The sequence below is a fragment of the Mycolicibacterium gadium genome (assembly GCF_010728925.1).
In the GTDB taxonomy this organism is placed as follows: Bacteria; Actinomycetota; Actinomycetes; order Mycobacteriales; family Mycobacteriaceae; genus Mycobacterium; species Mycobacterium gadium.
In genome coordinates, this window is record NZ_AP022608.1 from 1,689,338 (window position 1) to 1,702,605 (window position 13,268).

Genomic DNA, 13,268 nt, shown 5'->3' on the forward strand with positions numbered 1-13,268 from the left:
CTCCTGGCGGTGCGCGTCCATCATTTAGGTGGTGACCAGTGTTCCGATCTTCTCACCTGCGACGGCACGCGCGATATTGCCGTCGGTGAGCAGGTTGAACACCAGGATCGGCATGCCATTGTCCATGCACAGGCTGAACGCGGTCGCGTCGGCGACCGCCAGACCGCGGTCGATGACTTCGCGGTGGCTGATCGCGGTCAGCAACTCGGCGTCGGGGTGCAATCTCGGGTCGGCGGTGAAGACCCCGTCGACCGCCTTGGCCATCAGCACCACCTCGGCGCCGATCTCCAACGCTCGTTGCGCGGCGGTCGTGTCCGTCGAGAAGTACGGCAGCCCCATGCCGGCCCCGAAGATGACCACGCGGCCCTTCTCCAGGTGCCTGCGGGCGCGCAGCGGAATGTACGGCTCGGCGACCTGACCCATCGTGATCGCGGTCTGAACGCGGGTCTGGATGCCCTGCTTCTCCAGGAAGTCCTGCAGCGCGAGGCTGTTCATCACGGTGCCGAGCATGCCCATGTAGTCGCTACGGGTTCGCTCCATGCCGCGCTGCTGTAGCTGCGCACCACGGAAGAAGTTGCCGCCACCGATGACGACGGCGACCTGCACACCGCTGCGGACGACTTCGGCTATCTGTTGAGCCACCTGCTGGACGACGTCGGGGTCCAGGCCCACTTGACCGCCACCGAACATCTCGCCGCCGAGCTTGAGCAGCACGCGGGAGTACCCCGGCCGCAGCGACTTATCGCCGGAGGAAACAGGGTCGGCACCGTTGGGGCTGGTTGGCTGGCTGGCTGGCTCTGCCATCCGACTCCTTCGGGGTCCTTGCTGAGATTCCCCTAATCCTGCCTCATGGCGGCTCCCGGACCCAGAAGCGGGGTCGCGCGTCGCCGTCAGCCCGGCAAATGCGCACTGAGGAGGAAGGCACGCACCGAATGGCGGCCCTTGGGCTCTTTCCGCACGTCGGTTGCGGGAAAGAACGTCTCGAAGCCCTCGGGGAAGACGCCGTGGATCCGCGCCGGCTTGACCTCGTCAATAGTCCAGTACTTCGACACGACCTCGCGCAGTTCGTCTTCGGTCACGGGGTTGGCCGGGCCGTCGGGCATTCCGGCCCGGTCGAACACCAGCACGAAGTACGACGCGCCCGCCGCCGCGGCCCGCACGATCGACTGCTGGTATCCCTCGCGAAGTTCGACCGGCATCGAGTGGAAGAGCGTCGAGTCGACGATCGTGTCGAAGCGACCGTCGTATCCGCCGAAATCGCTGATGTCGGCGACCTCGAAGCTGGCGTTGGTCAGTCCGCGCTCGGCGGCCTCCGCCTTGGCCATTTCGATGGCGGTCGGCGATTGGTCCAGCCCGACGGTGGTGAAGCCGCGCTCGGCCAGATAGAGCGAGATGGCGGCCTCACCGCAACCGGCATCGAGTACCTCGCCGCGAATTTTGCCCTGCTCGATCAATGTCGCGAGCTCGGGCTGCGGCTCACCGATGCTCCACGGCGGCTTCGCTCCGGCCATCTCGGGCGCCTCGCCCCGGTATGCGGATTCGAACATCTCATTGGTGGGTTGAGTCATGAAAACCGGTATATCAACCTGGTTGATATGTGTCAAGATGCTTGATATGGAGGAGATGCTCGAGGATCAGCCACTGGGATATCTGCTGTCCCGGGTGGCCAACGCGCTGCGCGCGGAAGTCACCGCGGCGGTGCTGGATCCGATGGGACTGGCCTTCCCGCAATACATCTGCCTGCGGATCCTGTCGAAGTACCCGGACCGGACCAATGCCGATCTCGCCCGCTACACGAACGTCACCCCGCAGGCGATGAACATGGTGTTGCGCCGCCTCGAGGAGCGCGGACTGGTCGCCCGGCCGGCGAGCGTGACATCGGGACGGTCGCTGCCCGCCCGGTTGACGCGCGAGGGCGAGGAAGTGCTCAAGCGCACCGACGCCGGAGTTCGTGCCGCGGAGCGCAAGCTGATGTCGGGCCTGACCGCCGAACAGCGTCAGGAGTTCAAGCGGGTCCTGGTGGCGCTCGGTTCCGACTAGGTTCTGCGAGACTGGGGCCGATGAAGATCGTTCTCGCCCCGGACTCGTTCAAAGAGTCGATGACCGCGACCGAAGCGGTAGCGGCCATGAGTGCCGGCGTACGGCAGGTGCTACCCGACGCCGAATGCATCGCGGTTCCCATGGCCGACGGCGGCGAGGGCACCGTCGACGCTGTCGTCGATGCGCTGCACGGCCAGCACATAGAGGCGCAGGTGTCCGGTCCGCTCGGCGCGACGATAACGGCGCGTTACGGCTACATCCCGCTGCGTCAGCTGGCGGTCATCGAGATGGCGGCCGCCTCGGGCCTGGAGCTCGTCCCGCCCGATGAGCGAGACGTGCTGCGCGCCAGCACCTTCGGCGTCGGACAACTCATCTCCTCCGCACTGGACCGCGGGGCCGAGGAGATCTTGATCGGACTTGGCGGATCGGCCACCAACGACGGCGGCGCCGGCATGCTCACCGCGCTGGGCGCCTCGTTCGTCGACGCTGACGGTGCCGCGCTAGAACCCGGCGGCGCCGCGCTGCGTCACCTCGATCGCATCGACGTGTCCGGTCTGGACCCGCGGCTGCGCGACGTCCGCATCAAGGTCGCGACCGACGTCACCGCTCCGCTGCTGGGCCCCACTGGCGCGTCCGCCGTTTTCGGACCTCAGAAGGGAGCGACGCCGGCCGATGTCCAGACGCTCGAATCGGCTTTGACGCAACTGGCGACCGTCACGTCCGCGGCGCTCGGGACGGCGAACCCACAGCGGCCGGGCAACGGCGCGGCGGGTGGCCTGGGTTTCGCGCTCGTCGAGTTCCTCGGTGCGGAAAGCAAGCCGGGCGTCGACGAGATCGCCGCTACCGTCGGCCTCGAACAGGCTGTGCGCGGCGCAGATTGGGTCTTCACCGGCGAGGGCAGCGTCGACGCCCAAACTGTCATGGGGAAAACACCTTTCGGCGTCGCACAGGCCGCGACACGGAACGGTGCGAGGGTGGTCATCTTCGCCGGACGGGTGGCGCCGGATGCTTCCGTGTTGCTGGAGCACGGAGTGGAGCGGCTCGTCGCGATCACCGCGGAGGGCACGCCCATCGAGCAGGCACTGCGCGAAGGTGCCGAATCACTCACTCGCGCAACGGCAGAGGTTTGCCGTCAGCTCACTGGCTCATGAATGGATTTTCGTCCACGGGTGGGCCTCTTCGAGCTCGTATGCCAACTCCAGCAGCCGGGCTTCGCGGCCGCGCGGGCTGGACAGCATCATGCCGACCGGCAGACCCGTGGCAGATTTTGCGAGCGGCAATGAGATTGCGGGATCACCGGTCGCATTCTGCAGCGGGGTGAACGCCGCCCAGTCAACGAGGCGGTTCATCACGGTGTCGAAGTCCTGCATTGGGTCCAGGTGACCGATCGGCGGCGTGACCTCAGCCAGCGTCGGCATGAGCACGGCGTCGTACCGCTCCCCCAGCTTCGCGGTAATGCGGTGTGACGCGGACAGCCGTCGAATGGCCATCGGCACCTTGTGCAGGTTGCGGGCGGCCCTGCGGTCGAGTCCGAGCGTTATGTTGTCCAGACGCGAGCGGTCGAAGCTGGGCCCGAACATCCGGCGTCCGCCCCGGACCACGGCCATCGCCAAAAACGCCCAGTAGACCAGGAAGTCGTCCTTGAAGCGGGCGGGGACGGGGTTGTCGATCTCGGTGACGCGATGGCCCAGTTCCTCCAGCATTGCCGCAGTCTTCAGGGTCAGCTCGCGAATCTCGGGACTGGCGTCGCGCGAAATGGACTGTGTGCACACGGCGATGCGCAGGCGCTGCGCGCTGGGTTGCGTCACGTCCCCGATGGGCGCCAGCTTCGGATTGCGGTAGACGCGCTCGGCTTCGCGCAGGAACGCGGCGGTATCGCGCACCGAGCGTGACACCACGCCGTTGGCGACCAGATGCAGCGGCATCTGCGCGGTCTCCCTATCCAGCGGGATGCGGCCACGCGTCGGCTTCAACCCGACCAAACCGTTGCAGGAAGCCGGAATTCGGATCGAGCCGCCGCCGTCGTTGGCGTGCGCAATCGGGACGACACCGGCGGCGACGAACGCGGCGGAGCCGGACGACGACGCGCCTGCGGTGTGCTCGGAGTTCCACGGGTTGCGGACCGGGCCGATGCGCGGATGCTCGGCGGCGCCGCTGAAGCCGAACTCCGACATCTGCGTCTTGCCCAACGGCACCAGTCCCGTCGCGAGAAAAACCCGCGCGAACGCGCCGTCAGCGGGCATCGGCTGCGGATCCCACGCATCGGTGCCCTGCATCGTGGGCCAACCCCCGACCGCGACGTTGTCTTTGATGAACGACGGCACACCGTCGAAGTAACCACCGAATGGACGTGGCGCCGCCGCACGGGCCCGGGCACGGTCGAACGCCTCGAAAGCGAGGCCGTTGAGCGCCGGGTTGACGGCCTCGGTCCGGGCGATCGCCGCGTCCACGAGTTCACCCGCGGACACGGTGCCCGCCCGCAGGGCCTCGACGAGGCCGACGGCGTCAAGGTCGCCGAGGGCGTCGTCGCCGAAGGCATGGCACCGGCCGTCCGTTCGTCGGCCGAGGGCCTCATCACCACGTTTCATACAGCGACGGTACCAAGTCGTACCGCGTGACCGGTCCGCCAATGCAAAAGGCCCCCAGAAACCTGGGGGCCTTCGCGGTAGAGCGTTGTCAGGTCTGGCCGACCTCGAAGCGCACGAACCGGGTGACGGTCACGCCCGCCTCATCGAGCAGCGCCTTCACGGTCTTCTTGCTATCGGACACCGACGGCTGATCCAGCAGCACGACGTCCTTGTAGAAGCCGGTCACGCGGCCTTCGACGATCTTGGGCAGGGCCTGTTCGGGCTTGCCCTCCTCCTTGGCCGTCTCCTCGGCGATACGTCGCTCGTTGGCGACGATGTCCTCGGGCACGTCCTCACGGGTGAGGTACTTGGCCTTCAGCGCAGCGATCTGCAACGCCGCGGCGTGCGCCGCCTCCTTGTTCGAACCCGTGTACTCGACCAGCACACCGACCGCGGGCGGCAGGTCGGCCGCACGCTTGTGAAGGTACGTCTCAACGGTGCCGTCGAAATAGGCGACGCGACGTAGTTCGAGCTTCTCGCCGATCTTCGCCGACAGGTCGGCGATGGTCTGCTCGACCGTGGTGTCGCCGACCTTGGCGGCTTTGAGCGCATCCACGTCGGCCGCCTTCGCCGCGGCCGCGGCCGCCACGATCTGGTCGGCAACCGACTGGAACTCGGCGTTCTTGGCCACGAAGTCGGTTTCGGAGTTCAGCTCGATCAGCGCGCCGTCCTTCGCGGCTACCAGACCTTCGGCGGTCGCGCGCTCAGCGCGCTTGCCGACGTCCTTGGCGCCCTTGATGCGAAGCAGTTCGACGGCCTTTTCGAAATCGCCCTCCGACTCGACCAGCGCGTTCTTGGAGTCGAGCATGCCGGCGCCGGTGAGGTCGCGAAGTCGCTTCACATCGGCAGCGGTGTAGTTCGCCATATCAGCCTTTCCCTATGACTCTTGAGGGGTTTCAGTGGTGGGGGCGGCGTCGGCCCCACCGGCATCGGTGGACGCCGTGGCGCCGGCGAGCAGTTCTTGCTCCCACTCGGCGAGCGGCTCGGCACCCTCGGCCTCGGCCTTGTCGCCATCGCGGCCTGCACCGGCGCGGGCCTGCAGACCCTCGGCGACCGCAGAGGCCACGACCTTGGTCAGCAGCGCGGCCGAGCGGATCGCGTCGTCGTTGCCCGGGATCGGGTAGTCGACGAGGTCCGGATCGCAGTTGGTGTCGAGGATCGCGATGATCGGGATGTTCAGCTTGCGAGCCTCCGCGACTGCGAGGTGCTCCTTGTTGGTGTCGACGACCCAGATCGCCGACGGCACCTTCTGCATGTCGCGGATGCCGCCGAGGCTGCGCTCGAGCTTGTTCTTCTCGCGGGTCAGCATCAGGATTTCCTTCTTGGTGCGACCCTCGAAGCCACCGGTCTGCTCCATGGCCTCGAGTTCCTTGAGGCGCTGCAGACGCTTGTGCACGGTCGAGAAGTTGGTGAGCATGCCGCCCAGCCAGCGCTGGTTCACGTAGGGCATGCCGACGCGGGTCGCCTCTTCGGCGATCGACTCCTGCGCCTGCTTCTTGGTGCCGACGAACATGATGCTGCCGCCATGGGCGACAGTCTCTTTGACGAACTCGTAGGCCTTGTCGATGTACTTCAGCGTCTGCTGCAGATCGATGATGTAGATGCCGTTGCGGTCGGTGAAGATGAACCGCTTCATCTTGGGATTCCAGCGACGGGTCTGATGCCCGAAGTGGGTGCCGCTGTCCAGCAGCTGTTTCATGGTCACGACGGCCATGGGTGTGCCTCACTCAATATGTCGGTTGTCGCGCAGCGTCGGGTGACGCTGTGCCCTGGTGCCCGCAGGAGTGCCGAACCCGTCCGAGAACGGGACCGACGGCATCCTGATTGACCTTGCTGAAACCGGGTCATGTGCAGACACGCGAAGTCAGCCCGTGCAAGCGAGCTGCGGATAGGAGTTTACACGCTGCCCAGGGGTGCTTTTTCCACAGAGACGCGCTGCTCCACAGATCATGGGGGGCGGCTGGCGTGACCGTGGTCCATCGCGCTGAGCTGGGTATATGCGATGGATCGTGCTATTCGCGGCTGCGATTGCCCTGGCCGCGCCGGCCTCCGCCAATGGCGAGCGACTGGAATGGCCGCTGAGGCCACGGCCGGTTGTGGTGCGCGTCTTCGACGCACCGTCACCCAACTGGAAGCCAGGCCATCGCGGTGTCGATCTCGCCGGAGCCCCTGGTCAGCCTGTATTCGCCGCAGCCGGCGGAACGGTGGTGTTCGCCGGTGAGCTCGCGGGCAGGCCGGTCGTGTCGATCGCGCACCCCGGCGGCCTACGCACCACCTACGAACCCGTCACGGCGTCGGTGCGGACCGGCCGGCGGGTCGACGCCGGGACGATGCTCGGCGAATTGCAGGCCGGCCATGCCGGGTGCCCCGCAGCGGCCTGCCTGCACTGGGGTGCGATGTGGGGTCCGGCGTCGCGGGCCGACTACGTCGATCCGCTCGGCCTCGTCGTCACCACGCCGCTCCGCCTCAAGCCCGTTCGTTAGCGATTTCGGTGCGCTAATAGTCGCTTCAGCGATCGTTTGCGCACCGAAATCGCTACTAGGCGCGAGGGTGGGCTTGGTCGTGAACGGCACGCAGGCGCGCGACCGTGACGTGGGTGTAGAGCTGCGTGGTGGCCAGGCTGGAATGGCCAAGCAGTTCCTGCACGACCCGCAGATCCGCGCCACCTTCGAGCAGATGGGTGGCGGCGCTGTGCCGCAGCCCGTGCGGCCCGATGTCAGGCGCGCCGTCGACCGCAGCCATCGTCTGGTGCACGACCGTGCGGGCCTGCCGCGGGTCGAGCCGCCGTCCACGCGCACCCAGAAGCAGCGCGGGACCGGAGTCTTTGGTGGTCAATGCCGGGCGACCGTCGGACAGCCATGCCGTGAGCGCCGACACTGCGGGCGCGCCGAACGGCACCGTTCGCTGCTTGTTGCCCTTGCCCAGTACGCGCAGCAGGCGTCGGGAAGTGTCGACGTCGTCGATGTCCAGGCCGCATAACTCACTGACCCGGATCCCGCTGGCATACAGCAGCTCGACGATCAAACGGTCGCGCAACGCTAGCGGATCTCCCTGTTGCGCACCGGATTTCGCCGCAGCCATGGCGTCAAGCGCCTGGTCCTGACGCAGCACGGCCGGCAGTGTGCGGCGGGCCTTGGGCATCTGCAGGCGCGCGGCGGGGTCGCTTGCCATCAGACCGCGTCGCACCGCCCACGCCGTGAAGGTCTTGACGGCCGACGTGCGACGGGCCAGCGTCGTCCTGGCTGAACCCGTGGCGGCCAGCGCCGCGAGCCACGAACGCAGCATCGGCAGTGTCAACCCGGAGATCCCCGCGTCGGGTGCGCGTTGGGCGACAAAGTCGAACAGCGACCGCAGATCACCGAGATAGGCGCGACGCGTGTGTTCAGAGCGACCGCGCTCCAGCGCGAGGTACTCGTCGAACTCCTCGAGTATCGCGTCCACGCCTCAACCGTCGCAGACGACGACTGCTCGGCTCAGATGACGCGCCGCAACGCGTCGGGAGTCAGTTCCTTCAGCGAGCGATAGCCGTCGACGGCCATCGTCAGGTCGGCTTCGGCGAGCAGCGACCGCAGCACGTGCACGATGCCGTCCTCTCCGCCAAGCGCGAGGCCATAGGTGTAAGGCCTGCCGATCGCGACCGTCGAGGCGCCGAGCGCGATCGCCTTGACGATGTCGGCGCCGCTGCGGATGCCCGAATCGAACAACACCGGCATTCCGTCGGCGGCCTCCACCACTCCGGGCAGGCAGTCGATGGCCGGTATTCCGCCATTGGCCTGGCGGCCGCCGTGGTTGGAGCAATAGATGGCGTCGACGCCACCGTCTTTCGCGCGGCGCACGTCGTCGGGATGGCAGATGCCCTTGAGGAGCAGCGGCAGCGAGGTGAGCGAGCGCAGCCACGGCAGGTCGTCCCATGTCAGCGGATTCCCGAAGATCGAGATCCACTGCATGATCGCGGCCTGCATGTTCTCTTCCGGCGGCTGCGCCAGGCTGTCGAGGAACACCGGATCGGTGGTGTAGTTCGCCAGACAGTGACCGCGCAGGAACGGGAAGTTCGAAGTCGACAGGTCGCGTGGTCGCCAGCCGGGGATCCAGGTGTCCAGCGTCACGACGATGCCCTTGAAACCGGCGGCCTCGGCGCGGTGCACGAAGCTCGCGGCCACGTCTCGGTCCTTCGGGGTGTAGAGCTGGAAGAAGCCTGGCGTGTCACCCAATTCGGCGGCGACGGCCTCCATCGGATCGGCAGTCATGGTCGAGGCGATCATCGGCACACCGGTACGGGCCGCCGCGCGCGCTGTGGCGAGGTCGCCATGTCCGTCCTGCGCGCACAATCCGATGACGCCGACGGGCGCCATCATCACCGGCGACGGCAGCGAAAGCCCGAGGAAATCGACCGTCAGATCGCGTTCGGCGGCGCCGACGAACATCCGCGGCATGAGGCCCCAGTTCTCGAAGGCGGAGGCGTTGACGCGCTGGGTGCGTTCGTCGCCTGCGCCGCCCGCGACGTAGGACCACATCGACGGTGACATCGCGGCCTGCGCCTTGGCCTCCAACTCCGCGAAAGACATCGGGAGCTTCGGCAGGACGCCGGACAGACCCTGGAAGTAGATCTCGAGCTGGTAATCGCCGTATGCCATGCCGCTAGCGTGCCAGGCGCTCGGTCACGCGTCGGCCTGTTCTGCCTTCGCGAGTTCCGCCTTCCACTGTCTGAACGTCTCCTCGGTGCGGCCGCGGCGCCAGTATCCCGAGATCGACGAGGCCCACTTGGCGTCCACGCCACGCTCCTTGCGGATGTAGGCACGCAGGTTGTGCATGACGGTCTGCGCCTCGCCGTGGATGAAGACCTGCACTTGACCGGGTAACCACCGCGCGCCCTTCACGGCGTCGATGAGTGGCGCGTGGTCACCGGCCTGGTCCTCGGCCACCAGGTCGGCGCGGCCGCCCCGGTAGATCCACGTGATGTCCACACCCGGCGGCGCCTGCATCTCGACCTCGTCGTCGGGCCCGCCCACCTCGATGAAGACCTGACCGATTGCGTTGTCCGGCAATGCTTCCAACGCCGCGCCGATCGCCGGCACAGCGGCCTCATCGCCGGCCAGTAGGTGCCAGTCCGCCGCGGGATCGGGCGCGTAGCCGCCGCTGGGCCCCATCAGGTAGGCCGGTTGACCGGGTTGCGCCGCGACGGCCCACGGACCGGCGACACCGTGCTCGCCGTGCACCACGAAGTCGATGGCGATCTCGCGTCGCTCGGCGTCCACCTTCCGGACCGTGTACGTGCGCACGGACGGTTGTTGCGCGGCGGGCAGGGACTTGAAGCTGTCCAGCGTCAGCGGCTGTTCCAACGCGGCGACGTCGATACCGGGGTGAACGAACACGATCTTGACGTAGGCGTCGGTGGAGTCGTTGGGCGTGAAGGTGTCGAAGCCTCCGCCGCCGAGCACGACCCGCTTGAGATGCGGGGTCAGCTGCTCGGTACGCACCACTTCGAATGTGTGCACCGGACGTCCTGCCACTGATCCTCCTGTTGATCGCTTGCCACGTCGAGGATACGAGCGCCGGCCGGGTGCCGGTCGGTTACCTCATGTCGTGCGAGGTGTCGTCCTTGCCAGCTGCCACCTCCCCTCTCGGCGCACCACCAAACCGGACAGCTCCAGCACCGCCAACGGACCGAGCACCTGCGTCGGCGGCAGACCGGCGGCGACCGCGATCTCGTCGGCGGTGCGGGCGGCGCGGGCCGGCAGCGCGTCGTACACCCTCTTGTCGGCGTCGCTCAGCCCGTCCAATACAGATGCCGGTCGGTGCTCATCCGGGGCGAGTTCGCCCATGCGGCCGATCAATTCGATGACGTCCTCGGCGCGGGTCACCACGTTGGCGCCCGCCTTCAGCAGCGCATGACTGCCGACCGACGCAGACGACGTGACCGGGCCGGGCACCGCGCAGACCGAGCGCCCCAGAGCACGGGCCCACGCCGCGGTGTTCGCCGCGCCGCTGCGCGCGCCCGCCTCGACGACGACGGTCGCACCCGCGAGACCCGCGACCAGTCTGTTGCGCGTCAGAAAGCGGTGCCGCGCGGGCCGTTCGCCAGGTGGATACTCGCTGATCACGAGACCGTGGTCGCGGATCTGCCGCAGCATCGCCGCGTGTGCCGAGGGGTAGGGCACGTCGATGCCGCCTGCGAGCACCGCGACGGTGGCCCCGTCCGCCGCCAACGCGGCGCGGTGTGCGGCGCCGTCGATTCCGAATGCCCCGCCCGAGATCACCGTCGCGTCTCGGGCCGCCAAACCCGCCGCTAGGTCGGCGGCGACGAACTCGCCGTACGCCGTGGCCGCCCGTGTTCCGACAATTGCCGCGGCACGATCGGAAACCTCGTCGAGGCACATCGGACCGACGGCCCACAGCACCATCGGCTCATGTGCCTGCGGCCGGTCGTTGACACCGCGAAACGCGTTGAATGCCAACAGTGGCCACTCGGCATCGTCAGCGGTGATCAGCCGTCCGCCCATACGGTTCAAGACTTCAAGATCTTCTGCTGCACAGTCGATCTCGCGTCTGGCCTCGACGACCCGCCCGACGGTGCCGTCGGCTGCTCCGCTACGCACACGGTCAGCAGCCTCCACCGGGCCGACTCGTCGGGCCAACGCGCGCAGTTCCGGACACGGCGGTTCCGCGACTCGCGACAAATAAGCCCATGCACGTGCGATCTGATCGATCATCGCGCTCCCCCGTCCTGTCGAAAGCTCAACGCGGTGGTCACGTCCTCCAACGCCGGCGACGTTCGTCCCGCCAGGTCGGCGAGTGTCCAGGCGACCCGCTGAACGCGGTCTGCTCCGCGCTGGCTGAGCAGTCCGCGGTCGAGTGCGAAACGAAGCGGCTCGGTAACGGTCTTGGCAAGCCGGAACTTCTTGCGCAGCAGGGATCCACTCACCTCGGCATTGGTGCGGATGCCGTGGGGCCGCCACCGCTCCACCGCGGCCTCACGTGCTTTTGCGACCCGCTCGCGCACTTCGGCGGTCGACTCACCCTCCTGCTGGGCAAAGGCACCGGCGCGCTCCGAATGCATCTCGACGACCAGGTCCACACGGTCGAGCAGGGGGCCGGACAGCTTGCCCAGATAGCGTCGCTTGATCTGCCCCGGACAGATGCAGTCACGCGGATCCGCGGGTGCGCACGGACACGGGTTGGCGGCCAGCACCAACTGGAACCGGGCCGGATAACGTGCGACGCCGTCGCGGCGAGCCAGCCGAATCTCCCCGTCCTCCAGCGGAGTTCGCAACGCTTCCATCACACTGACACCGATCTCCGCGCATTCGTCGAGGAACAGCACTCCGCGGTGCGCGCGACTCACCGCGCCGGGCCGGGCCAATCCGCTGCCGCCGCCGACCATCGCGGCCACGCTCGAGGTGTGATGCGGCGCGACGAATGGCGGCCGCGTGATCAACGGCGTACTGCCCGACAACAGGCCGGCCACCGAATGAATCGCCGTCACCTCGAGGGCCTCACTTTCGCTGAGTTCGGGCAACAAACCCGGAAGTCGCTGTGCCAGCATCGTTTTTCCGACACCCGGCGGCCCGGTCAACATCAGGTGATGCGCACCGGCGGCGGCAACCTCGACGGCGTAACGGGCCTGTGTCTGACCGACCACGTCGGAAAGGTCGGCGACGGACACCGGCGCCGGGTACGGCGTGCCGCCGTTGTCCTCGAGGTGCGCCTTGCCTTCGACCCAGGACTTCAGCTGGCCGAGTGTCCGCACCCCTTTGACGTCGATGCCTTGCACCAGCGCCGCTTCCGGCAGATTCTCGACCGGCACCACCACGAGGGGCCATCCCTCCTTCTTCGCCGCGAGTACCGCGGGTAGCACTCCCTTGACGGGACGCACCCGGCCGTCGAGCGCCAATTCGCCGAGCAGCACCGTCTTCTCCAACCGCGTCCACTCCGCCTTGCTGTGCGCAGACATCACCGCCAACGCGAGCGCGATGTCGTAGACAGAGCCCATCTTCGGCAGCGTCGCGGGCGAGAGCGCCAGCGTCAGCCGCGTCTGCGGCCACTCGTTGCCGCAGTTGGTGATCGCCGCGCGGACCCGGTCCCGCGATTCCTGCAGCGCGGCGTCGGGCAGCCCGACCAGGTGCACACCGGGCAGCCCTGACGCGATGTCGGCCTCGATCTCCACAATGTGCCCGTCGAGGCCGCGCACGGCGACCGAGAATGCTCGCCCCAGCGCCATCAGCCCACTCCCCGCAGATGGGTGATCTCCGGGATCGGGCGGCGACCGATGCGCACGCCGATGACGTCGATCCGCAGCCCGGACCACCGAACGTCCTGCCCGGCCAGCCACAGCCCGGCAAGGCGGCGCAGCCTGCGCACCTTCTGCGGCGTGACGGCCTGTTCGATTCCCCCGTACCGGTCGCTGGTGCGGGTCTTGACCTCGACGAACACGACGACGCGTGTGGCGTCATCAGCCGCGATCACATCGAGTTCGCCATAACGGCAGCGCCAGTTACGGGCGAGGACTCGCAATCCCACCGACTGCAGATGCTCGACGGCCAAACGTTCCCCGAGTGCGCCGATCTCGGCGCGAGTCCACGACGTCTTCGGATGAGTCATGGC

14 protein-coding genes are annotated in these 13,268 nt (G+C 67.6%); 3 read left to right on the forward strand and 11 right to left on the reverse strand.

The window, feature by feature from the left end; translation table 11 throughout:
- Positions 1–24 precede the first annotated feature (24 nt).
- Both pyrH and G6N36_RS08485 read right to left on the reverse strand, forming a co-directional pair.
- Complete coding sequence (pyrH, locus tag G6N36_RS08480) at positions 25–804, reverse strand: UMP kinase (RefSeq protein WP_163686122.1); 780 nt, start codon at positions 802–804, stop codon at positions 25–27.
- Between the two features lie 86 nt (positions 805–890).
- Positions 891–1,568 (reverse strand): class I SAM-dependent methyltransferase, encoded by a 678-nt coding sequence (locus G6N36_RS08485; protein WP_163686123.1) that lies wholly within the window; start codon positions 1,566–1,568, stop codon positions 891–893.
- Between the two features lie 37 nt (positions 1,569–1,605).
- Between G6N36_RS08485 and G6N36_RS08490 the strand changes: the two genes are divergently transcribed.
- Positions 1,606–2,040, forward strand: a complete 435-nt coding sequence (locus G6N36_RS08490) for a MarR family winged helix-turn-helix transcriptional regulator (protein ID WP_179964745.1) — start codon at positions 1,606–1,608, stop codon at positions 2,038–2,040.
- Positions 2,041–2,060: 20 nt separating this feature from the next.
- Positions 2,061–3,191: a glycerate kinase gene (locus G6N36_RS08495; RefSeq protein ID WP_163686124.1), complete on the forward strand. Its 1,131-nt coding sequence runs from the start codon at positions 2,061–2,063 to the stop codon at positions 3,189–3,191.
- Here the strand turns inward: G6N36_RS08495 and G6N36_RS08500 are convergent.
- The 3 genes from G6N36_RS08500 to rpsB form a co-directional block, all read right to left on the reverse strand.
- A complete protein-coding gene (locus tag G6N36_RS08500; protein WP_163686125.1) occupies positions 3,186–4,628 on the reverse strand; it encodes an amidase in 1,443 nt (480 codons plus the stop codon). The genes G6N36_RS08495 and G6N36_RS08500 overlap by 6 nt on opposite strands.
- An 88-nt stretch (positions 4,629–4,716) precedes the next feature.
- Entirely contained in the window at positions 4,717–5,532 is an 816-nt protein-coding gene (tsf, locus tag G6N36_RS08505; RefSeq protein ID WP_163686126.1) for a translation elongation factor Ts, read from the reverse strand.
- A gap of 12 nt (positions 5,533–5,544) precedes the next feature.
- Positions 5,545–6,381 carry a 30S ribosomal protein S2 gene (rpsB, locus tag G6N36_RS08510; RefSeq protein ID WP_163686127.1) on the reverse strand — a complete coding sequence of 279 codons (837 nt, stop codon included), beginning with the start codon at positions 6,379–6,381 and terminating at the stop codon, positions 5,545–5,547.
- Positions 6,382–6,664: 283 nt separating this feature from the next.
- Between rpsB and G6N36_RS08515 the strand changes: the two genes are divergently transcribed.
- On the forward strand, positions 6,665–7,150 hold the full coding sequence (locus tag G6N36_RS08515) for a M23 family metallopeptidase (RefSeq protein WP_163686128.1): 486 nt from the start codon (positions 6,665–6,667) through the stop codon (positions 7,148–7,150).
- A gap of 55 nt (positions 7,151–7,205) precedes the next feature.
- Here the strand turns inward: G6N36_RS08515 and G6N36_RS08520 are convergent, their stop codons facing one another.
- From G6N36_RS08520 to G6N36_RS08545, 6 genes are all read right to left on the reverse strand, one after another.
- Positions 7,206–8,108 carry a tyrosine recombinase XerC gene (locus tag G6N36_RS08520; protein WP_163686129.1) on the reverse strand — a complete coding sequence of 301 codons (903 nt, stop codon included), beginning with the start codon at positions 8,106–8,108 and terminating at the stop codon, positions 7,206–7,208.
- 32 nt (positions 8,109–8,140) lie between these two features.
- Positions 8,141–9,301: a lactate 2-monooxygenase gene (locus G6N36_RS08525; protein ID WP_163686130.1), complete on the reverse strand. Its 1,161-nt coding sequence runs from the start codon at positions 9,299–9,301 to the stop codon at positions 8,141–8,143.
- A 24-nt stretch (positions 9,302–9,325) separates the two neighbouring features.
- Entirely contained in the window at positions 9,326–10,177 is an 852-nt protein-coding gene (locus G6N36_RS08530; RefSeq protein ID WP_163686131.1) for a siderophore-interacting protein, read from the reverse strand.
- Between the two features lie 66 nt (positions 10,178–10,243).
- Positions 10,244–11,377, reverse strand: a complete 1,134-nt coding sequence (gene dprA / locus G6N36_RS08535) for a DNA-processing protein DprA (RefSeq protein WP_163686132.1) — start codon at positions 11,375–11,377, stop codon at positions 10,244–10,246.
- The gene (locus G6N36_RS08540) at positions 11,374–12,885 is read right to left on the reverse strand and encodes a YifB family Mg chelatase-like AAA ATPase (RefSeq protein WP_163686133.1); all 1,512 of its coding nucleotides are present in this window, start codon (positions 12,883–12,885) and stop codon (positions 11,374–11,376) included. The genes dprA and G6N36_RS08540 overlap by 4 nt, the downstream gene beginning before the upstream one ends.
- Positions 12,885–13,265 (reverse strand): YraN family protein, encoded by a 381-nt coding sequence (locus G6N36_RS08545; protein WP_163686134.1) that lies wholly within the window; start codon positions 13,263–13,265, stop codon positions 12,885–12,887. The genes G6N36_RS08540 and G6N36_RS08545 overlap by 1 nt, the downstream gene beginning before the upstream one ends.
- Positions 13,266–13,268: the final 3 nt, after the last annotated feature.